The sequence below is a fragment of the Agrobacterium tumefaciens str. B6 genome (assembly GCF_001541315.1).
GTDB lineage: Bacteria > Pseudomonadota > Alphaproteobacteria > Rhizobiales > Rhizobiaceae > Agrobacterium > Agrobacterium radiobacter.
Window position 1 is genome coordinate 128,421 of record NZ_LMVK01000003.1, and the last position, 20,355, is coordinate 148,775.

The following is a 20,355-nucleotide window of genomic DNA, read 5'->3' on the forward strand; positions in this document are numbered from 1 at the left end:
CGCCGCCATGGACGACAGGATGAGCAGTGTCGACCCCAAGCTGCTGGAGCTTTTGGTCTGTCCTTTGACGAAGGGGCGTCTTTCCTATGATCGCGCCCGCAACGAGCTCATTTCTGAAAGCGCCAGACTTGCTTATCCAATCCGCGACGGCGTGCCGATTATGCTGATTTCGGAAGCGCGCAAGATAGAAGACTAACCTCCCCGGTTATCACCTCCACACATTGCGTGTCGCGAATTGACGAAGATGCGTTGACAACCATGCGTGGATTTGACCAGAGTCCCGCCCGACATATCTGATGCGGGGAGAATACTGATGTCGTTGCGCGCGCTCGTCCGGATTTCGTTGGTTGCGGCCTCGGCCGCCCTCATTTTTCTGCCAGCCATGGCGGCGGAGCCCTCCCGCAAGGTTGTTACCACCCAAAACGGCGATTATTTCGGCTTCGATCTTCGCACCGAGCAGAATGTCTCGCTGGAGCAATGCGGCGAGATTTGCGTTGGCGATACCGCCTGCAAGGCCTTCACCTACAATCCCAAGGTGAAATGGTGCTTCCTCAAATCGGATTTCAATCAGCTGAACGCTTTCCCCGGCGCGGTTGCCGGCAAGATCGTGGAAGTGGTAGCGGAAACCGATATCGGCGCGCCGCAACGCCTGTCCTTCGTCACTGACAGTCTGCAGCAGGAAGCGCGCCGGCTGAAATCCGGCCTTGCGGCGAATGACGGTGAAGGCGGACAGGGCGTGGAAGCCCTCGTGCAGACGGCGCGGCAGCAGGCAGCCGCGGGCAATATTCCCGATGCGGTCGTGACCTATAAACAGGCGCTTGCTATCACGCCTGACGACGGCGCGCTCTGGGCGGAGCTTTCCGAAAAGGCGGCGCAGGTCACCGATAATTATTCGATTGCCGGGCAGGCCGCTTCCGCCGCCATCAATGCCTACCAGCTGAGCCGCACCGTCAGCGCCCGCACCGAGGCCCTGAACCGGCTGGCGAAGGCTTTCGAAAGAACCCAGAATTATCGCGCAGCACTCAATGCCTATAAGGAGAGCCTTGCGCTTACCGACAATGCGCAGACCAAGGCGGCCTATGCCGATCTGCGCACGCGGCAGGGTTTCCGCGTCATCAATAATACCGTGGATACGGATAGTGTCAGCCCGCGCGCCTGTGTGCAGTTTTCCGAGCCGCTGGTGAAGAACGGTGTCGATTATTCCTCCTTCATCACGCTGGATGGGGCAGCCCCCAAGGCCATCGAAGCGAAGGGCAGCGAGATTTGCGTCGAAGGCCTCACCCATGGCCAACGTTACAAGATCTCGCTGCGCGCCGGTCTGCCTTCCTCGGTGGAAGAACCGCTGGAAAAGCAGGTCGATCTCGATATTTACGTGCGTGACCGTGCCGCCAGCGTGCGCTTCACGGGTGAGAATTTCGTGCTGCCGGGTACTGCCCGTCGTGGCATTCCAATTGTCTCTGTTAACGCCGACAAGGCTGACCTGAAGCTTTATCGCGTTGGCGACCGCAACATCACCTCGCTGCTCGCAAACTCGCAGTTTCTGACGCAGATGGACGGCTACAATGCCGACCGCATCGAAAACGAGATCGGCGAACTCGTCTGGCAGGGCTCGATCGATATCCAGCCCGATCTCAATAAGGATGTGGTGACGAGCTTCCCGGTGGATGAGGCCTTGCCGGAGCGCAAGCCCGGCATCTATGTGCTGACCGCCGTGCCGCCTGGCACCGCGCCGGAAACGTGGGATTCACGCGCCACACAATGGTTCCTGGTCTCCGATACCGGCATCACCACCTATGCCGGAACCGATGGGCTGAATGTGTTCGTCCGAGCCCTTGGCAGCGCCAAGCCGCTTGCGGACGTGGATTTGCAGCTGCTCGCCAAGAATAACGAGGTGCTGGGCACGGCGAAAACCGATGCGGACGGCCGCGCGGTATTCTCCGCCGGCCTGATGCGCGGCACGGCGGCGCAGGCGCCTGCCATCCTCACCGCGCGTAACGGCGACAAGGACTACGTCTTCCTCGATATGACCCGCGCAGGCTTCGACCTCTCGGATCGCGGCGTGACGGGACGTGCAGCGCCCGGCGCGATCGACGTGTTCAGCTGGACCGAGCGCGGCATTTACCGCGCCGGCGAGACCGTGCACGCCGCAGCGCTTGCCCGCGATGTCGACGGCAAGGCAATCGAGGATCTGCCGCTCACCTTCATCTTCTCGCGTCCGGATGGCGTCGAAGACCGGCGCTTCGTCAGCGACGGCAAGGCGCTGGGCGGTCATGCGGTCGATCTGCCGCTGCAGGCAAATGCCATGCGCGGCACCTGGACGTTGCGCATCCATACCGACCCGAAAACGGCTGCGATCAGCGAAAAGAGCTTCCTCGTCGATGATTTCGTGCCTGACCGCACGGAATTCGACCTCTCGAGCAAGGCGAAACAGATCGATCCGGGCGCGGAAACGGCAATCGACGTCGATGGCCGTTATCTCTATGGCGCGCCCGCCGCCGGCCTGACGCTTGAAGGCGAGGTCGCGATCAAGCCGACGCGCACGAGCGCCGATTTCGAAGGTTATTTCTTCGGTCTGGCGGATGAGGAAAGCGAAGAGGAAAACCGCACCGCGCTTGCCGATCTGCCGGTGCTGGACGAAGAGGGCAAGGCGAGTTTCAATGTTGACCTCACCGATCTGCCCTCCACCACTCAACTTCTTTCCGCCAACATCACTGTGCGCATGCGCGAAGCCGGTGGCCGCGCCGTGGAGCGCTCGCTGACGCTGCCTATCAAGGCGGAAGCCTCTGTTATCGGGATCAAGCCGCAGTTTTCGGGCGATCTCGCCCAGAATTCCGTCGGCCGTTTCCATATCATCGGCGTCAGCGCCGATGGCGCCAGGCAGGCGATGAACGGCCTCAACTGGAAGCTCATCAAGGTCGAGCGGAACTATCAATGGTATCGTCAGGGCAATTCCTGGCGTTACGAGCCGGTGGAATATACCAAGCAGCAGGAAGCGGGCACCTTGTCCGTCGATGCCAATGGCGGCGAGATTTCCGTGCCCGTCACCTGGGGCCGCTACCGGCTGGAAGTGGAGGGCGCGGGTAACGGCGCACCGGTTTCCAGCGTCGAATTCGATGCCGGCTTCTACGTCGAGGCAAGCTCGACGGAAACGCCGGATGCACTGGAAATTGCCCTCGACAAACAGAGCTACAAGATCGGCGATACGGCCAAACTCAAGGTATCCTCGCGTTTTGCCGGTGAGTTGATGGTGACATCAGGTTCGGAAAAGCTGATTGCCGTGCAGAATGCCGAGGTCGGTGATGATGGCGGCGAGATCGACATTCCGGTCACCGAGGAATGGGGTGCGGGCGCTTACGTCACCGCCACGCTGTTCCGCCCCGGCGATGCGCAGGAAAGCCGCATGCCGATGCGCGCCATCGGTATCAAATGGCTCGCCGTCGATCCGGCTGAGCGCAAGCTTGCCGTAACCCTCGGCGCGCCGCAGAAAACACTGCCGCGCCAGCCGCTTGAAATTCCGATCACGGTTGCGGGCACTGGCGTCGGCGAAAAGGCCTATGCCATCGTTGCGGCCGTCGATGTCGGCATCCTGAACCTCACCCGCTATGAACCGCCAAAGCCCGATGAATGGTATTTCGGCCAGCGCCGGCTGGGGCTGGAAATACGCGACCTCTATGGCCGCCTGATCGATGGTTCGCTTGGCGCCACCGGTCGGCTGCGTACTGGTGGTGACGGCGGCGGTGCGGCCCTTCAGGGCAGCCCGCCCACTGAAAAACTGGTAGCTTTCTTTGCCGGTCCGGTCGAACTCGACGCTAACGGCAAGGCGACGGTGAGCTTCGATATTCCGCAGTTCAACGGTACGGCCCGCATCATGGCGGTGGCCTGGACGAAGACAGGCGTAGGACATGCCGTCTCCGATGCCATCATCCGCGATCCCGTGGTAGTCACGGCCAGCGCGCCGAAATTCCTCGCCCCCGGCGATGTCTCGCAATTGCGACTCGATATCGCCAATACGGATGGCGAGGCCGGCGATTACCGGCTGGATGTGACCAGCAACACGGCCTTGACCGTCGATCAGGGAGAGATGTCGCAGACATTGGCGCTGCAGAAAGGCGGCAAGTCTTCGCTGACGGTTCCGTTAACAGGTGAACAGCCCGGCAATGGTGCGATCACCATCAAGGTTTCCAATGCCGCGGGTGTTTCGCTGGAGCAGGTTCTGAACGTTCCTGTGCGTCCGGCTGTCCTGCCGGTGACGACGCGGCGCGAAATCAAGATTGCGCCGAACAGCAGCCTGACGATCAATGGTGATCTTCTGGCCGACAGCATGCTGCTCGGCTCCTCGGTCGCCGTCAACGTCACGCGCTCGCCCGCCTTCGATATTCCGGCGCTTGTGATGATGCTGGACAAATATCCTTATGGCTGCGCTGAGCAGACGACGAGCCGCGCTTTGCCGCTGCTTTATGTCTCGGAACTGACGAAGGACAGCGGCATGGCTGAGGACCCTGATACCCGCAAGCGGGTGCAGGAAGCGATCTACCGTGTGCTGTCCTTCCAGTCGAGTTCGGGCAGTTTCGGCCTCTGGTCGCCTGGTTATGGCGATCTGTGGCTGGATGCCTATATCAGCGACTTTCTGACAAGGGCGCGCGAGCAGAATTATGACGTTCCCGAAGCGGCCATGGTGCAGGCGCTGAACAACCTGCAGAACGGTCTTTCCTATGACAGCAATGTCAAGGATCGCGGCAACGAGATCGCCTATTCGCTTTATGTGCTGGCGCGCAACCGCAAGGCGGCGATCAACGATCTCAGATATTACGCGGATACGGCGCTCGCCGATTTCCCGACGCCGCTTGCCAAGGCACAGGTTGCCGCCGCCCTTTCGCTTTACGGCGATCAGGCCCGTTCGAAGACCGTGTTCGGCGCTTCGCTCGATATGGCAAGCCGCGCCACCAATGTCAGCCTCGCGCGTGCGGATTATGGTTCCGCCCTGCGCGATGGTGCGGCGACGCTGGCGCTTGCGGCCGAAAGCCGTCCGGTTCCGGCCGTCGTGCCGCAGCTTGCCGGTGCCGTGGCCAAGGAATGGGAAAAGAAGCCCTATACCAGCACCCAGGAACAGGCATGGATGCTGCTTGCCGCCCGCGCTGTCAAAGGCGAGGACAAGGATATCCGTCTCGATGTGAATGGTGATTTGCAGACTGGCGGTTTCGGCAAGCGGATGAGCGGCGATGAATTGCTGGCAGCTCCCTTGAAGATCGCCAATGCCTCGGCCGATCCGGTCACGGCTGTTGTCACCACCGTGGCGCCCCCGGCCCAGCCGCTCGCTGCCGGCGGCGAAGGCTTCACCATCACCCGCACCTATTATTCCATGGATGGCGAGGAGGTGAACCCGAGCGAGGTCACGCAGAACGAGCGTTATGTTGTGGTGCTGAATATCGTACCGAAGAATAACTGGCAGTCGCGCATTCTGGTGACGGATCTGCTGCCCTCCGGCTTCGAAATCGACAATCCCAGCCTGGTCAATTCGGCGGAACTGTCGAATTTCGACTGGTTGCCGGAAACGGAAGCGGCCCATACCGAGTTCCGTTACGACCGTTTCGTGGCGGCCTTCGACCGCTCTGCCGGTGACAGTTCGGAAATTGCGCTCGCCTATGTGGTCCGTGCTGTTACCCCCGGCACCTATGATCATCCGGCAGCTTCGGTTGAGGATATGTACCGGCCGCAATTTGCCGCCCGCACGGCAACCGGCCGCATGGAGGTGCGCTCGGCAACCCCATGAGCCGGAAAAAGGCAATCATCGTTGGCATCGTGACGGCCGCGTTGCTTCTGGGCGGCGCGGCCTTCGGTCTCGATGCGCTGGACAAGGCCTATCCGCCGCCCCTGGAGGCCGCACGGCAGCGATCTTTCGAGGTGCTGGATCGCGATGGCAAACTGCTGCGGGCCTTTGCGACAGCAGATGGCCGCTGGCGGCTCAAAACCACGGCGGCCGAGGTCGATCCGCAGTTCATGCGTATGCTGGTCGCTTATGAGGATCAGCGTTTCTACGATCATCACGGGGTCGATCCCTTAGCGCTTTTGCGCTCCGCGTGGCAATTGGCCAGCAACGGCCGGATCGTTTCCGGCGCATCGACGCTGTCCATGCAGGTGGCGCGGCTGATCGAGCCGCGCGCCGACCGGTCATTCTCGGCGAAATTGCTGCAGGCCGTGCGTGCTCTCCAGATCGAAAGAAGGCTCAGCAAAGCTGATATCCTCGATCTCTATCTGAATATCGCACCCTATGGCGGCAATCTCGAAGGCGTCAGGGCCGCAAGCCTTGCCTGGTTCGGCAAGGAGCCGGGCCGGCTGGATACGGCGGAGGCGGCTCTTCTGGTGGCGCTGCCGCAATTGCCGGAAAAACGCCGCCCGGATCGCTTTCCAGAGGCGGCGAAGCAGGCGCGGGAGCGCGTATTGCAACGGCTTGCCGTCGAGCGCGTGGTGGGCGACGGGGAGGCGGCGCGGGCGGCTCTTGCAGATGTGCCTTCCAGCAGGCGCGATCTTCCCTCCTATGCGCCGCATATGGCCGTTGCCGCACGGGCGAAATTCCCGAATACCGCCAAAGTGCGCTCTACGCTGACGCTGCCGATTCAGCGGGAACTGGAAGATGTTGCCCGCCATGCGGCGGAAAAGCTTGAGGACAAAGTCTCCGTCGCCATCGTCATGGCCGACGTGCAGACCGGCGATATTCTGGCGGAGGTCGGTTCGGCGGATTATCTCGATACGGCAAGACGCGGTTTCGTGGAGATGAGCCGGGCGGTGCGTTCGCCGGGCTCCACCCTCAAGCCGTTTATCTATGGCCTCGCCTTCGAAAATGGCCTCATTGGGCAGGAAACCATCATCGAGGATCGCCCGGCTGATTTTTCCGGCTACCGGCCGCGCAATTTCGACATGCATTACCAGGGTGATGTCAGCATCCGCCAAGCGCTGCAACTGTCGCTCAATGTGCCGGCCGTGAAGCTGCTCGATGCGGTCAGTCCCTCGGCGCTGATGGTGCGGTTCCGGCGGGTGGGTGTCCGGCTCGTGCTGCCCACCAGCGAAGCGCCGGGGCTTGCCATCGCCCTTGGTGGTGCCGGCATTTCTCTGGTCGATCTGGTGCAGCTCTATGCCGGGCTTGCCGGCGGTGGGGATCCTGTGCGGCTTGGAGGTGGTGTCCCCTCTGCCCCGGGACGGCTGGAGGGCGACCGGTTATTCTCCGATGCCGCGATCTGGAATGTCTCGGATATTCTTTCCGGCGGGCTGCCCCCGCTCGGCATGAAACAGCGCGGCATCGCCTACAAGACCGGCACCAGTTATGGGTATCGCGACGCGTGGTCGGTTGGATATGACGGGCGGCACGTCATCGGCGTCTGGGTTGGCCGTGCTGACAATGGCGCGGTGCCGGGCATTGCCGGATACGCAACGGCGGCGCCGATCCTGTTCGAGTCTTTCGCAAAATCCGGCGTGGCGGTGACGCCGATGCCGGCCGCACCCTCCGGTGTTGCGCGCATTGCCGTGAGCGACCTTCCCGCCAACCAGCGGCGTTTCACCACGACGGCCAGTGGCCTGCTTGCGGCATCGAGGCGGGAAAGCGCCCCGCGCATCGTTTACCCGCCGGAAGGTGCGCGGGTGGAGCTCTCCGGCCCGTCAGGCATTTCGCCGCTGGGGCTCAAGCTGCAGGGCGGGCGTGCACCCTTCCGCTGGCTTGCCAATGGCTTGCCTTTGCCGGATGCGTCCCATCGCCGCAACAGCGAATGGCGACCGGAAGGGCAGGGATTTTCCACACTCACGGTGATCGACGCCGATGGCCGTGCCTCGAGCGTCAGGATTTTCGTCGAATAGCAGGGACGTCCAACTCAACAAAGGGTCGCCCCTGAGCTTGTGTCGTACAGAGCCGCGAGCGTCTCGTCAGTTCTTTTTCGCCGTCTTGCCTATTGCGCCACATCGAATGAATGGCGGTCGATCCGCTCCTGAAGCGAAGCTACGACGGCTTGCAGAAACTCCCGGCGCCTCGGGTTGGTCGTCGCCGTCAGCGTTATCTGTAACCGGCTTCTGATCCTGTTCAGAAATCCAACGTGATTGAAACTATCGGCGGCGATATTGACCTCCACCTCGTCCATGTAATGCGCCAGATGCGGCTCCAATACGAGATTTGCATCCGTCTGGTAGCAGGCAGCCATCTGTTCCCCAAGCGTAGATACCTGCACATATGGACCATATTCGTCGATCATCAAATCTCCTTCCTCTAGCGCAAACAATTCTGACAGGCGCCTCATCATCACTGATAGGAAATAGGAAGCAATTGCCGGCTTTCAACGTTCCCTTTTGAAGCTTTGAATTTTCCGTGTTCGTGAAGGATGTCGCCGATACTTCGGTCGAGGTAGAGACCTGTCAAATGGTCGGCGGCTGCGCCGGGTGAGGCTGCGCTCAATCTAAATCGTTGTTTTTACTATATTTTACAGGAAAAATGGCGTCCACGAGAGGATTCGAACCTCCGACCCCAGGATTCATACCGCTTCGGCTTTCGCCGCCGTCCCGCCGTTGCCGGGCAAGACGTTCGTGGTCTGGACTGTCCCTTCACCATGGGCCATCGAGGCCTTTAGGTGCTGCCCATCCAGTCTCTACACCTTCACCGGATTTCTCCGGAGCTTGGCTCGGGATTGGCATGCTGGAAGACCAGCGAAGCTTTCCCCGACTTTGAGCAGATCGATTGCGTCGTTTCCGGGCGCAACCCCCAATTTGTCTTAGGAATCCTGTGCTCTATCCTGCTGAGCTACGTGGACACTGAATTGCTCTTTAACCCGGCGATGCCTGCGGATCAACCGCGTTCTTTATCGCGGTTGATCTCGTCCTCGGCTTTCTTCACTTCCGCCGGCAGTCAGCTCGCCAGGCGCTGTTCGGCGAGCTTCACCCAATAGGAAATGCCGTAGGCGATGGCGTCATCGTTGAAATCATAACCGGCATTGTGGAGGCCTGCCGAATCGCCGTTGCCGATGAAGATGAAGCAGCCCGGTCTTTCCTTCAGCATGAAGGAGAAATCTTCACCCGCCATGGAAGGATCGACATCGGGGTCGACATTCGGTTCGCCCGCCACATCGCGGGCAACAAGGATGGCGTGGTCGGTCTCGGTGGCGTGGTTGAAGGTCACCGGGCAATAACGCTCGTAGACGACTTCCGCTTCCGCTCCGTTGGCAAGGGCAATGCCTTCCGCCATCTGCTTGATGCGATCCTGCGCGAGATCGCGCACCGTTTCATCCAGGCTGCGTACCGTGCCGGCGATCAAGGCCTCGTTGGGGATGATGTTGTGGCTGGAACCGGCGTGAAAACGGGTGACGGAGACGACGACGGAACGGATCGGATCGGCGTTGCGGGAGGCGATCATCTGCAGGTTGCCGACGATCTGCGCGCCGATGGTAATCGGATCGATGGTGCGGTGCGGCTGCGCCGCGTGGCCGCCGCGGCCCTTGACCGTGATCGAGAACTTGTCGGGTGCCGCCATGATACCGCCCTTGCGGATGGCGAAGGCGCCGAGCGGAATGCCCGGCATGTTGTGCATGCCATAGACCTCGTTGATGCCGAAACGCTCCATCAGGCCGTCCTCGACCATGGCAAGCGCGCCGGCACCTCCTTCTTCCGCCGGCTGGAAGATGACGGCGATGGAGCCGGCGAAGTTGCGGGTCTCGGTGAGATATTTGGCCGCGCCAAGCAGCATGGCCGTGTGGCCATCATGGCCGCAGGCATGCATGGCGCCTGTGGTTTTGGAGGCCCAGGGCTTGCCGGTTTCCTCCAGAATTGGGAGGGCGTCCATATCCGCGCGAAAGCCGATGGTGCGATTGCCCGGAAGATTGCCCCTGATGACGCCGACAACACCTGTGCGACCGAGACCGGTCACGATTTCGTCAACGCCGAAAGATTTCAGCTTCTCCGCAACGAAGGCTGCGGTGTTGTCGACATCATACAAAATCTCGGGATTTTCATGCAGGTGATGCCGCCATTCGCTGACTTCCTGCTGGAGTTCGGCGGCTCTGTTCAAAATCGGCATTCGTTCATTCCTGGGTTCATCGGTACGGCGTGTCGTAAAATCCTATCCTCCGTGGTGGATAGTGCGCCGCGTAATTGACGTAATCAATGTACTTTGCCATTGCTAGGACATATATGGTGAATATTGCCATTCCCCGACCGAAGACGGGAATTCGAGGACTAGCCTTGCCACAGACTTTTAAATCGCCAAACGCCGCCCGGCGGCTCTCCGCAGCTATTGCCATCATGACCGCAGGCCTCGTGGCCGTGGCGCCCGTGGCAAATGCCAATCCGAAAATGGTGGTCGATGTCAAAACCGGCAAGGTGATTTCCCATCAGGAAGCCTTCCGCAAGTGGTATCCCGCTTCGCTGACCAAGCTGATGACCGCCTATATCGCCTTTTCGCAGATGAAGGCCGGCAAGATCAGCCCGCAGACGGAAGTGGTGATGAGCAAGAAGGCCGCCGACCAGCCGGCCTCGAAAATGTATTTCAAGCCGGGCCAGAAGCTGACGATGGACAGCGCCTTGAAGCTGCTGCTCATCAAATCCGCCAATGACATCGCCGTGGCGATCGCCGAGACCATCGGCGGCACCAGCGACAATTTCGTGGCGCAGATGAATGCGCAGGCGCAGCGGCTGGGCATGAGCTCGACCCGTTACATCAATGCCAATGGCCTGCCCGGCAAGGGACAATATACGACCGCCCGGGATCTGGCGCTGCTGGCGCTGATCATCAAGCGGGAATTCCCGGAATATGCCCATTATTTCTCGCTGGAGGGCGTCAGCACCGGCAAGAAGAATTACGCCAACTTCAACATGCTGGTCGGCCGCTTCGATGGCGCTGATGGCATGAAGACCGGTTTCATCTGTGCCTCCGGCTTCAACCAGGTATCGTCAGCCGTGCGCAATGGCCGCTCGGTCATCACGGTCGTGCTGGGCGCGGACAGCCTTGCCGGGCGCACCGACCAGTCGGCCGATCTGCTGCAGATGGGGCTGACTGCGCCTTCCGGCCAGGGTGTTTCGCTTGCCTCGCTGGCGCCCTATGGCGATACCGGCGACGTGAATGATGTCAGCGCCGAGATCTGCAATCCGAAGGCCGCCAAGGTACGCAGCGAAAGCCGCGACGAGGCTGGCCGCATGGTCATCCATTCGCCCTACGTGCAGGAAATGACCCGCCCGCCGGAATATTCCTTCGCCGGTCTCATTCCGGGCAGCGAGACGGTGGCGGTGAATGCCGCCAAGGGAGCTGGCAAGGGTGAACTCGCGAACGTGCCGATCCCGATCCCGCGCCCGACATTCTGATCGTCGGTGGTGGCCTTGAGGGGCCAGTGCCGGGGTGGCGATGCACTTTGTGTATTCGCAGGCCAATGATGTTATGATATTACAATGTCGCTCGTGGCTTCCAGCCTCGGGCGATTTCTTTTAGCTCCATGCGGCTCCGGGTTTCGCGTCGTCCAGTGACCTGCCGGAGCGGCCATCAACATACAGGCAAGTCATGTCTCGCGATCGCATCCCGGTTTCCATCATCACCGGATTTCTCGGCGCCGGAAAATCGACGCTGCTCAACCGGCTTCTCAAGGATCCCGCGATGAGCGATGCGGCGATCATCATCAATGAATTCGGCGATGTCAGCATCGATCACATGCTGGTCGAAAGCGCCGGCGAGGGCATCATCGAACTGGCGGAGGGTTGCCTCTGCTGCACGGTACGTGGCGAGCTGGTGGATACGCTGGCGGAACTGATGGATGGTATCCAGACAGGTAAGCTGAAGCCGGTAAAACGGGTGGTGATCGAGACCACGGGCCTTGCCGATCCCGCCCCCGTCATGCAGTCGGTCATGGGCAACCCCGTTATCGCACAGAATTTCGTGCTGAACGGCATGATTACGGTGGTGGATGCCGTGAATGGCCTTTCCACTCTGGATAACCATCAGGAGGCGGTGAAACAGGCGGCCGTGGCCGACCGTCTGGTGATGACCAAGCGCGCTCTTGCCGATGCCGCCACGATTTCCGCGCTGACAGCCCGCCTCCAGATTCTTAATCCGCGCGCGACAATTGAGGATGGTGACAAAACCGACTGGAGCGCTGCGGAGCTTCTCGATAACGGCCTTTACGATGCCGGCAGCAAGAATGCCGATGTCGGCCGCTGGCTGGGCGAAGAGGCGGCAGACGATCACCACCACCACGACCACGACCATGATCATCACCACCATCATGACGACCACGACGACCATCACCATCATCACGATGTGAACCGGCACGACGCATCCATCCGGTCCTTCTCGATCATCCACGACCAGCCGGTCAGCCCGATGGCGATCGACATGTTCGTGGATTTGCTGCGCTCGGCGCATGGTGAAAAGCTCCTGCGCATGAAGGCGATCGTCAAGCTGTCGGATAATCCGGGCCGGCCTTTGGTGTTGCATGGGGTGCAGAATATTTTCCACACGCCGGAGCGCCTCGCGGCCTGGCCGGACCCGGCCGATCAGCGTACGCGCATGGTGCTGATTACGAAGGATTTGCCGGAAGCCTTCGTAAAGGACCTGTTCGCCGCCTTTACAAGTGCACCGGGCATTGACCGGCCGGACAGGCAGGCGATGACGGATAATCCGTTGGCGGTTTCCGGGTTGCGGTTCTAGGTCGCGCCGTGATGGCCTAGGTCGGTGGGTGTGGTTCATCCCCCCTCTGTCCTGCCGGACATCTCCCCCTCAAGGGGGGAAAGATCGACTTGCGGCTAGGTCTCGCCCATCTTAACCGTTGCGAATGTACTGGCGACGACGCATCTTGCTGATCTCCCCCCTTGAGGGGGAGATGCCCGGCAGGGCAGAGGGGGGTGAGCCACCGGCGACACCGTCAAATGTCGGTTTCCCCACCCTTCACAATCCGAAACCGATGCCCCTTATCCAGCGCAGTGGTCTCAACCAGACTATGCCCATCTTCATTACACATATGGGTAATATCGATCACCGCCAGCGGATCGGTCGTCTCGACGGTCAGAACATCGCCCCTCTTCAGGGTTGCGAGTTTCTTGCGGCTTCTCAAAACCGGAAGGGGGCATTTAAGCCCCCTCAAATCATAAGCGATCTCGGCCGTTTCGCTCATTCCTTGGCCCAGAACTTCCAGAACGGCTTCTTTTCCGGCGCTTCCGGTGCCGGTGCGGCGGAATAGGCAAGCGGGTTCATGGCCGGAACGGGGATGCTCTGGGCGGCAGCTCCGGTCTGACCGGCTGCGGCCGGGGTGGCTGAGGCAACCATCGTCGGTGCCGCGGGGGCCGGGTTCGATTGCGGGGCAGCGGGCTGGACGGCCGAAGGACGCGGGCCGCGCAGGGCCGAGGCGGTTGCGGTTGTGGCCGGTGAGGACGACGTCACCTGCTGCGCCTTCTTCTCCATCAGCGCGGCATATTCCGTTTCCTTCATCAGCTTGCCAGCTTTCAGCGCCGAGCCGGTCGGCGCATAGGCGGGTTCGCGGCCCTTGCGCTTTTCGGCCACCAGCGCCTTGCGCTCCGCCTCGCTCGGGTCGTACCAGGCCATGCCGTCATATTTCTTCATCGCCGTTGCATAGGCGAGATCGTAGGTCTTTTCGTAGCTCGACAGCGCGCTTGCGAGTGCCGGCGGCGTGCTCATCGGCGGGCACTGGGCGGCGGCATTGAAACTGCCGCCTTCGGTCTGCTGGTTGAAGACATATTTCTTCTCGCAGACATTCACTTCCGGCGGGCGCTTGGTGACTTCGAAATTGTCGTAGCCGACCTTCAGCATCTTCCAGAATTGGAGATGCTCGCTCTGGCGATGGCGAGCCATGTTTTCCGCCGTCATGCGGAAGGGGAAGGCCTGCAGCTGCACGGTTTTCTGGCCGCCCTTGAAGGCGTCGCGCGCGAAACCGTAGATTTCAAGAATCTGTGCATCCGTCATCGAATAGCAGCCAGAGGACGAGCAGGCGCCATGGATCATCAGATTGGTGCCGTTGCGGCCATTGGCGGCATCGTAACGGTTCGGGAAACCGGTATTGATGGCGAGATAATATTTCGAATTCGGGTTCAGATGAGCGGGAGTGAGGTTGTAGAAACCTTCCGGCGCCTGCCGGTCACCCTCTTTCACCTTGGGGCCGAGTTTGCCGGACCATGCGCAAATCTCGTAGCCGGCGATCTTTTCGAAACGGTTGTCGCGCCTGGCTTTCCAGATCTCTAAGGCACCTTCTTCCTTGAAGATGCGGATCATGATCGGTGAGGTACGGTCCATGCCCCTTTTGTCGATCTCGGCCAGAATGGACGGAGACAGCGGGTAATCGACCTTGTTCTTGACGTGGGAGACGTCGCGCTCAACGGTTTCGAGCGTATCGTTGCAGCCGGCAAGAACGAGCGCGGTGCAGGCAAGAAGTGCAAAATGTGTCAAACGCATGATCTGATCCGAAAGACGATGGCACGAAGCGGCGGCAGTTCTACACCGTCCCGTGTGTATTTTAAATACGGTATTAACCGTTTACATCTTCTTAACTCAAATCGGATCCGCCCCCGCGGCCGCCGATACATCTTTTGATGTGACCGGACTATGGCCGAGTTGGGGCGATATTCAAGGAAAATAAGGCCGGGCTTAAAGGTTCCGGCCGATATCCAGGAATTTCTGGCGGCGTTCGGCGCGCAGCTGTGTGCCGGAACGCTGGGAAAGATCGGCCAGAGCCTTGGCGATGACGTCACCGGTTGCACTGATGACGGTTTCCGGGGCGCGATGCGCGCCGCCGATCGGCTCCGGAATGATCCCGTCGATGACGCCGAGCGACTTCAGATCTTCTGAAGTGATCTTCATATTGGTCGCGGCTTCCTTGGCGCGGGTCGAATCGCGCCAGAGAATGGAGGCGGCACCTTCCGGCGAGATCACCGAATAAATGGCATGCTCGAGCATGTAGACGCGGTTGCCGGTGGCGATCGCGATTGCGCCGCCCGAGCCGCCTTCGCCGATGACGACGGAGACGATCGGTACCTTCACGTTGAGGCACATTTCCGTCGAACGGGCGATGGCTTCGGCCTGGCCGCGCTCTTCCGCGCCAACACCGGGATAGGCGCCAGCCGTATCGATGAGGGTGATGACCGGCAGCGAGAAACGGTCGGCCAGTTCCAGCACGCGGATCGCCTTGCGATAACCTTCCGGGCGCGGGCTGCCAAAATTATGCTTCAGGCGGCTCTTGGTGTCGTTGCCTTTTTCCTGGCCGATGATGGCGACGGGCTGGCCGTTGAATCGGGCAAGGCCCGCCTGGATGGCGGCGTCTTCGGCAAATTTGCGGTCACCGGCGAGCGGCGTGAAATCGGTGAACAGCGCTTTGGCATAATCGACAAAATGCGGACGCTGCGGATGACGCGCGACCTGCGTTTTCTGCCAGGCGTTCAGCTTGGAATAGATGTCCTGCATCGCGTCGTTGACGCGCGATTCCAGACGGTTGATCTCCTCCGAGGTGTCTATGCTCTCGTCTTCATCGGCAAGCTTCTTCAGCTCGATGATCTTGCCCTCAAGGTCCGAGATAGGTTTTTCGAAGTCGAGATAATTGTGCATGAGATCCGTTTCCGATCGTTTTGCGCAAGGTTTGACCGGATTATCCGGCGGTTCCGGTCGCTCTAATCAAGGTTTTTGCCCTGTTTGGCAAGGGGGTGATGTGTTTGTACCAGCTCTTGCAAGCGTTCTTCCAGCACATGTGTATAGATTTGTGTCGTTGAAATGTCGGAATGGCCGAGCAGTTCCTGCACCGCGCGCAGATCCGCACCATTCTGCAGGAGGTGGCTGGCAAAGGCGTGACGCAGGACATGCGGCGACACCGCAGAGGGATTAAGGCCCGCGCGAATGGCAATGTCCTTGAGGTCGCGGGCGAAAACCTGCCTCGGCAGATGCCCTTCCTTGCTGTTCGAAGGAAACAGCCAGGGGTTTTCTGAACTGTCCGCCTTCTTCTGTGGGGCGGGCGTTTTGCTTTTCTCCGCGACGAGCGATTTTCTGGCGGCGTCGTATTTTTCCATCGCCTCTATGGCTGTGCGGGACAGAAGGACCATGCGGTCCTTGTTGCCCTTGCCGCGGATCATCAGGAAGCGACCTTCCTGGCGCAGCACTTTCACCGGCAGGGAAACGAGTTCGCTGACGCGCATGCCCGTCGCATAGAGCAGTTCGAGCAGCAGATGCATACGGATGCGGGCAAGCTGGCCGGGACCGCTTACCGCGGCCTCCTCAGCGGCGATGCCGAGAAGTTTCGTCACGTCGGCGACGCTCATCGTTTTCGGCAGGGTGAGGCCCTTCCTGGGCGCGTCGATGATGCCGGTCGGGTCGTCGACGCGCAGTCCTTCCGAATAAAGGAACCGATAGAATTGCCGCATGGAGGAAAGCCGCCGTGCCTGCGAGGTGGCGGCAAAGCCTTGCGCGGAAAGATGGGTCAGATAGGCGGAAAGGTCGGCTGTCGCGGCTTCCATCAGGGACTGGCCGCGCCCGCCGAGAAACTCGCGCAGATCGGAAAGGTCGCGCTCATAAGAAGAAAGCGTGTTGGCGGCGGCACCGCGTTCGGCGCTCATCATTTCCAGAAAACTTTCGAGCCGCGCGCCGTCCCGCCCGCTCATTTCTTTACCGCTCATGGGGTGCGCCTTGCCGGCTCCGTTGCCGGCGGGGTCAGCCCCCCGGGGGGGGTGCGCACAGACACCTCGCGGGCGCGCGGCTTGACGACCATGACGAGCAGCACCATGCCGCCATAGATCAGCCCCGCGATGGTCGCCAGTATCATCGTGAAGCGGAAGAGGGTGGGCATGGCGGCTCCGTAAGGGTGGCGGTCGAAATCTATATGCGGTGCGGCGAAAGCGGCGACAAGATCAAAATGGCCGCTCCGCCCCGTGCCGCATGCGGCGATGATTGTGATTCGCCGCAATTCAGTCAGCAATTTGGCTTGACGCTTCGTAAACATTTGCAGATATCCATGCCAAACGGGCTTTCAAATTTATGAATGAAACGAATTTATCCGTCCCGGCCACACTCGGGGAGCAAGCGCGGGCAAAGCTCGGACGGCGCAACATCGTCTTCGTCGGGCTGATGGGGGCTGGAAAGTCGGCGGTGGGCCGCATGGTCGCCCAGCAGCTCAAGGTTCCGTTCATTGATACGGATGTCGAAATCGAGCGCGTATCGCGCATGACGATATCGGAACTTTTCGCCACCTATGGCGAAGAGGAGTTCCGGGCGCTGGAAACGCGGGTCATCAAGCGCCTGCTGCGCGGAGGCCCCAAGGTCATCTCCACCGGCGGCGGCGCCTTCATCAACGACAATACCCGCCGGCACATTACGCGCGGCGGCATTTCATTTTGGCTGAAGGCCGATCTCGAGGTGTTGTGGGAAAGGGTCAACAAGCGCGACCACCGTCCGCTTCTCAAGACCGAAAATCCCAAGGCCACCCTGGCGGCGCTGATGGAGAAGCGCTACCCGATTTATGCGGAAGCGGACATGACCATCGAATCCCGTGATGTCCGCAAGGAAATCATCGTGACCGAAGTGTTGACCGCCATAGCCGGCATCGAACAGAAAGACTGACACCATGACGCCTTCCGAAAACCACGCCGATGAACGTCTCGTCCATGTGCCGCTCGGCGAGCGCGCCTATGACATTCTGATCGGGCCTGGCCTGATCGGCCGGGCGGGCGGTGAAATTTCCGCGCGGCTGAAGGGCAGGCGCGCGGCGATCATCACCGATGAACATGTCGCGCCGCTTTATCTTGAAGGTCTGATGGATGGCCTGCAGACTGATGGCATCGAGGCCGTTTCGCTCACCCTGCCGGCTGGCGAAAAGACCAAGAGCTTCGAGCATCTGGTCACCGTCTGCGATGCGGTTCTGGCAGCAAGAGTGGAGCGTAACGATGCGGTGATCGCACTCGGCGGCGGCGTTATCGGCGATCTCGCCGGTTTTGCGGCGGGCATCGTGCGCCGCGGTGTGCGCTTCGTGCAGATACCGACCTCGCTGCTGGCGCAGGTCGATTCTTCCGTCGGCGGCAAGACCGGCATCAACACCCGCCACGGCAAGAACCTCGTCGGCGTTTTCCACCAGCCCGATCTGGTGCTGGCGGATACGGCGGTGCTCGATACGCTGAGTCCGCGGGAGTTCCGCGCCGGTTACGCCGAAGTCGTCAAATATGGCCTGATCGACAAGCCGGATTTCTTCTTCTGGCTGGAAAAGAACTGGGATGAAATCCGCACCGGCGGCCCCGCCCGCATCCAGGCGATTGCGACCAGCTGCCAGGCCAAGGCCGATGTGGTGGTGGCCGACGAGAAAGAAAACGGCGTGCGCGCCCTTCTCAATCTCGGCCACACCTTCGGCCATGCGCTGGAAGCGGCGACCAATTATGACAGCAAGCGGCTGGTTCACGGCGAAGGCGTCGCCATCGGCATGGTGCTGGCGCACCAGTTCTCCGCACGCCTGAACCTCGCAAGCCCTGATGATGCGGCCCGCGTCGAAGCGCATCTGAAGGCAGTTGGCCTGCCGACAACGATGAAGGATATTCCCGGTGAACTGCCGCCGGTCGAAACGCTGATGACGGCGATCGGGCAGGACAAGAAGGTCAAGGGCGGCAAGCTCACCTTCATCCTCACCCACGGTATTGGTCAGTCCTTCGTGGCTGACGATGTTGCGGCGTCCGAGGTGCAGTCCTTCCTGTCGGAGAAGCATCCGGGTTAAGTTATCCCCGGCGCCACGCGGTCAAAAGGCGCCGGTCTCGCTGGCAAGGCGTCCTATCGTTTGCAGCGGCATCGTCGACACATCTGCACGCCTTTGAAGGCGGATTTTGCCGCCGCCGAAGGTTTCATAAAGCTGCAAATGTCCCGCAAAGGAGGATGACGTCGTCCGCGTCCAATAATCTCCTGCCCAGGCCAGAAGTGCCGCCTGATCGCTTTCGGTCTCGCCGTGCTGCGCTCCGCGCCGCAACAGGCCCTCGCGGCATTCTGCCCAGGGGAGGTCGAGCCATATCAGCACCTTCGCGCGCGGCAGCGCCGTTTCAACCAGCCAGCCATAGACCCCTTCGATGATCCAGTCGCTGGTATTGGCATGCCGGGCCACCAGAAGTCTGGCTTCCGCTTCGTCCCGTTTGCGGCCATCCTCTTCCCAGTGAAGGCGGTCGAGATCGTAAAAGGGCAATTTCAGCGCCGAACCGGCTTTTGCGGCGAGACTGCTTTTGCCGGATCCGCTGTTGCCGATGATGGCGATGCGGAGCGAAGGGCTGGCTGCTATCGACATTTGGGTAATCCGTCGAGTTAAGGTTCTCTCTTGGAATGCAGAATCTTTGCACCAACTGGATTTTTAGCCCGGAAATACGAAAGCAATGTTGCGTGGTTAAAACTAGAACCGCACCGCTTCCCCCGGCGCCGCCGCCTCGATCGCCAGCGCATGCAGCCCCGCGTCGAGTTCCGGCTTCAAAAGTGCGTTGATCGCCCGGTGGCGTTCGACGCGAGACTTGCCGGAAAAGCTTTCGGACACTATCTGAACACGCATATGCGTCTCGCCTGTGCCGGTCATATCCGGCTGGTGGCCCGCATGCATCTGGCTTTCATCGACGACCCTCAGGCGCTCGGGTGAAAAGCTCTCCCGGAGCTTGGTTTCTATGCGTTCTCGCAGGGACATGCGACGGGCTCCATTCTCGTTGGCTGGTCTTGAAGGGGGCTACCTAAAAGCCAGCAACATTCCGCTTTGTCAATTCTTGTTGTGCAGCTTTTCGCACCCCATAATCAGGGCATCATGAAACTGGATTCGAAATATTTCGATCGCATCCGCACGCGCCGGAAAAGGGAGCGGGAACCTGAGGTTCAGGCCCCCACCTGCCAGTGGGACGGATGCGATAAACCGGGCATTCACCGGGCACCCGTCGGCCGCAATGCCGAGGGGCAATTCTTCCTGTTCTGTTTTGAGCACGTGAAGGAATACAACAAGGGCTATAATTATTTTTCCGGCCTCTCCGACAGCGAGATCGCCCGTTACCAGAAGGAAGCGATCACCGGTCATCGCCCCACCTGGACGGTCGGCGTCAACAAGACGGCCCGCGACAGCCCGCTGCATTCCACGCTGCGTTCCGGCACGGCCAGCGGCAATGCCCGTACCCGCGATCCTTTCGGCTTTGCCGGCGGGTTTTCGGGGGGCGGGCTCCCCCCCCCCCGCGCTTGGGTCTTCGGACGGCCACCACCTCCCCCATCCCGGGCCCCTCCCGTGATTTGGGCGGCAAAGAGCGGGGTAAATAACAGCACCCACACCGGGGCCGCCGCCGCACCCGATGGGGTTGCCCAGCCCCTCCCCGCCCCGGGCGGAAGGAAGCAAAGAAAACCTTTTTCCCGCCGCAACATCATTC

The 20,355-nt window shown here is 60.7% G+C and carries 16 protein-coding genes and 1 pseudogene; 8 read left to right on the forward strand and 9 right to left on the reverse strand.

What is annotated here, in order from left to right; genetic code table 11:
* Positions 1-7: 7 nt before the first annotated feature.
* The 3 genes from ASB65_RS04755 to pbpC all read left to right on the forward strand — a co-directional run bounded on the left by ASB65_RS04755 (position 8) and on the right by pbpC (position 7,845).
* Entirely contained in the window at positions 8-196 is a 189-nt protein-coding gene (locus tag ASB65_RS04755) for a Trm112 family protein (protein ID WP_003506270.1), read from the forward strand.
* A 117-nt stretch (positions 197-313) separates the two neighbouring features.
* The gene (locus ASB65_RS04760; RefSeq protein WP_060723159.1) at positions 314-5,770 is read left to right on the forward strand and encodes an alpha-2-macroglobulin family protein; all 5,457 of its coding nucleotides are present in this window, start codon (positions 314-316) and stop codon (positions 5,768-5,770) included.
* Positions 5,767-7,845 carry a penicillin-binding protein 1C gene (gene pbpC, locus ASB65_RS04765; RefSeq protein ID WP_060723160.1) on the forward strand — a complete coding sequence of 693 codons (2,079 nt, stop codon included), beginning with the start codon at positions 5,767-5,769 and terminating at the stop codon, positions 7,843-7,845. The genes ASB65_RS04760 and pbpC overlap by 4 nt, the downstream gene beginning before the upstream one ends.
* An 89-nt stretch (positions 7,846-7,934) precedes the next feature.
* On the opposite strand, the gene ASB65_RS04770 is transcribed toward pbpC, so the two are convergent.
* Positions 7,935-8,234, reverse strand: coding sequence for a hypothetical protein (locus tag ASB65_RS04770; protein ID WP_026364034.1), 300 nt, complete (start codon positions 8,232-8,234; stop codon positions 7,935-7,937).
* A 647-nt stretch (positions 8,235-8,881) separates the two neighbouring features.
* Complete coding sequence (locus ASB65_RS04775) at positions 8,882-10,045, reverse strand: M20 aminoacylase family protein (RefSeq protein WP_060723161.1); 1,164 nt, start codon at positions 10,043-10,045, stop codon at positions 8,882-8,884.
* A gap of 224 nt (positions 10,046-10,269) precedes the next feature.
* On the opposite strand from ASB65_RS04775, the gene ASB65_RS04780 reads away from it, so the two are divergent.
* A complete protein-coding gene (locus ASB65_RS04780) occupies positions 10,270-11,325 on the forward strand; it encodes a D-alanyl-D-alanine carboxypeptidase family protein (RefSeq protein ID WP_049832333.1) in 1,056 nt (351 codons plus the stop codon).
* 193 nt (positions 11,326-11,518) lie between these two features.
* Positions 11,519-12,661, forward strand: a complete 1,143-nt coding sequence (locus ASB65_RS04785) for a CobW family GTP-binding protein (RefSeq protein ID WP_020811723.1) — start codon at positions 11,519-11,521, stop codon at positions 12,659-12,661.
* Between the two features lie 214 nt (positions 12,662-12,875).
* Here ASB65_RS04785 and ASB65_RS04790 read toward each other — a convergent pair whose 3' ends face one another.
* The 5 genes from ASB65_RS04790 to ASB65_RS29185 all read right to left on the reverse strand — a co-directional run bounded on the left by ASB65_RS04790 (position 12,876) and on the right by ASB65_RS29185 (position 16,943).
* On the reverse strand, positions 12,876-13,124 hold the full coding sequence (locus ASB65_RS04790; protein WP_003509859.1) for a sulfurtransferase TusA family protein: 249 nt from the start codon (positions 13,122-13,124) through the stop codon (positions 12,876-12,878).
* Positions 13,121-14,416, reverse strand: a complete 1,296-nt coding sequence (locus tag ASB65_RS04795) for a L,D-transpeptidase family protein (protein ID WP_003509862.1) — start codon at positions 14,414-14,416, stop codon at positions 13,121-13,123. The genes ASB65_RS04790 and ASB65_RS04795 overlap by 4 nt, the downstream gene beginning before the upstream one ends.
* 192 nt (positions 14,417-14,608) lie before the next feature.
* A complete protein-coding gene (locus ASB65_RS04800; protein ID WP_060723162.1) occupies positions 14,609-15,562 on the reverse strand; it encodes an acetyl-CoA carboxylase carboxyltransferase subunit alpha in 954 nt (317 codons plus the stop codon).
* Between the two features lie 62 nt (positions 15,563-15,624).
* Positions 15,625-16,620: a site-specific tyrosine recombinase XerD gene (gene xerD / locus ASB65_RS04805; protein ID WP_060723163.1), complete on the reverse strand. Its 996-nt coding sequence runs from the start codon at positions 16,618-16,620 to the stop codon at positions 15,625-15,627.
* Positions 16,617-16,943 (reverse strand): hypothetical protein, encoded by a 327-nt coding sequence (locus ASB65_RS29185; protein ID WP_416346318.1) that lies wholly within the window; start codon positions 16,941-16,943, stop codon positions 16,617-16,619. Before ASB65_RS29185 ends, xerD begins: the two co-directional genes overlap by 4 nt.
* Before the next feature lie 35 nt (positions 16,944-16,978).
* Here ASB65_RS29185 and ASB65_RS04815 point away from each other — a divergent pair, with 35 nt between their 5' ends.
* Together ASB65_RS04815 and aroB are read left to right on the forward strand one after the other, a co-directional pair.
* Positions 16,979-17,560 (forward strand): shikimate kinase, encoded by a 582-nt coding sequence (locus ASB65_RS04815; RefSeq protein ID WP_003509869.1) that lies wholly within the window; start codon positions 16,979-16,981, stop codon positions 17,558-17,560.
* Positions 17,561-17,564: 4 nt separating this feature from the next.
* A complete protein-coding gene (gene aroB, locus ASB65_RS04820) occupies positions 17,565-18,698 on the forward strand; it encodes a 3-dehydroquinate synthase (protein WP_060723164.1) in 1,134 nt (377 codons plus the stop codon).
* A 21-nt stretch (positions 18,699-18,719) separates the two neighbouring features.
* Here aroB and ASB65_RS04825 read toward each other — a convergent pair whose 3' ends face one another.
* Together ASB65_RS04825 and ASB65_RS04830 are read right to left on the reverse strand one after the other, a co-directional pair.
* Complete coding sequence (locus ASB65_RS04825) at positions 18,720-19,253, reverse strand: hypothetical protein (protein WP_060723165.1); 534 nt, start codon at positions 19,251-19,253, stop codon at positions 18,720-18,722.
* Positions 19,254-19,355: 102 nt separating this feature from the next.
* The gene (locus ASB65_RS04830) at positions 19,356-19,637 is read right to left on the reverse strand and encodes a BolA family protein (protein ID WP_003509873.1); all 282 of its coding nucleotides are present in this window, start codon (positions 19,635-19,637) and stop codon (positions 19,356-19,358) included.
* A 114-nt stretch (positions 19,638-19,751) separates the two neighbouring features.
* Between ASB65_RS04830 and ASB65_RS27040 the strand changes: the two are divergent.
* Positions 19,752-20,355 (forward strand): annotated as a pseudogene (locus tag ASB65_RS27040) (hypothetical protein); the annotation flags it as partial.

What these genes read in the sequence shown, in the direction of transcription:
- ASB65_RS04825 (WP_060723165.1), bottom strand. Translation starts at nt 19,253, where the DNA reads ATGTCGATAGCAGCCAGCCCTTCGCTCCGCATCGCCATCATCGGCAAC.
- ASB65_RS04795 (WP_003509862.1), bottom strand. Translation starts at nt 14,416, where the DNA reads ATGCGTTTGACACATTTTGCACTTCTTGCCTGCACCGCGCTCGTTCTT.
- pbpC (WP_060723160.1), top strand. Translation starts at nt 5,767, where the DNA reads ATGAGCCGGAAAAAGGCAATCATCGTTGGCATCGTGACGGCCGCGTTG.
- ASB65_RS04755 (WP_003506270.1), top strand. Translation starts at nt 8, where the DNA reads ATGGACGACAGGATGAGCAGTGTCGACCCCAAGCTGCTGGAGCTTTTG.
- aroB (WP_060723164.1), top strand. Translation starts at nt 17,565, where the DNA reads ATGACGCCTTCCGAAAACCACGCCGATGAACGTCTCGTCCATGTGCCG.
- ASB65_RS29185 (WP_416346318.1), bottom strand. Translation starts at nt 16,943, where the DNA reads ATGTTTACGAAGCGTCAAGCCAAATTGCTGACTGAATTGCGGCGAATC.
- ASB65_RS04770 (WP_026364034.1), bottom strand. Translation starts at nt 8,234, where the DNA reads ATGATCGACGAATATGGTCCATATGTGCAGGTATCTACGCTTGGGGAA.
- ASB65_RS04785 (WP_020811723.1), top strand. Translation starts at nt 11,519, where the DNA reads ATGTCTCGCGATCGCATCCCGGTTTCCATCATCACCGGATTTCTCGGC.
- ASB65_RS04790 (WP_003509859.1), bottom strand. Translation starts at nt 13,124, where the DNA reads ATGAGCGAAACGGCCGAGATCGCTTATGATTTGAGGGGGCTTAAATGC.
- ASB65_RS04815 (WP_003509869.1), top strand. Translation starts at nt 16,979, where the DNA reads ATGAATGAAACGAATTTATCCGTCCCGGCCACACTCGGGGAGCAAGCG.
- ASB65_RS04760 (WP_060723159.1), top strand. Translation starts at nt 314, where the DNA reads ATGTCGTTGCGCGCGCTCGTCCGGATTTCGTTGGTTGCGGCCTCGGCC.
- ASB65_RS04780 (WP_049832333.1), top strand. Translation starts at nt 10,270, where the DNA reads ATGACCGCAGGCCTCGTGGCCGTGGCGCCCGTGGCAAATGCCAATCCG.
- ASB65_RS04775 (WP_060723161.1), bottom strand. Translation starts at nt 10,045, where the DNA reads ATGCCGATTTTGAACAGAGCCGCCGAACTCCAGCAGGAAGTCAGCGAA.
- ASB65_RS04800 (WP_060723162.1), bottom strand. Translation starts at nt 15,562, where the DNA reads ATGCACAATTATCTCGACTTCGAAAAACCTATCTCGGACCTTGAGGGC.
- ASB65_RS04830 (WP_003509873.1), bottom strand. Translation starts at nt 19,637, where the DNA reads ATGTCCCTGCGAGAACGCATAGAAACCAAGCTCCGGGAGAGCTTTTCA.
- xerD (WP_060723163.1), bottom strand. Translation starts at nt 16,620, where the DNA reads ATGAGCGGTAAAGAAATGAGCGGGCGGGACGGCGCGCGGCTCGAAAGT.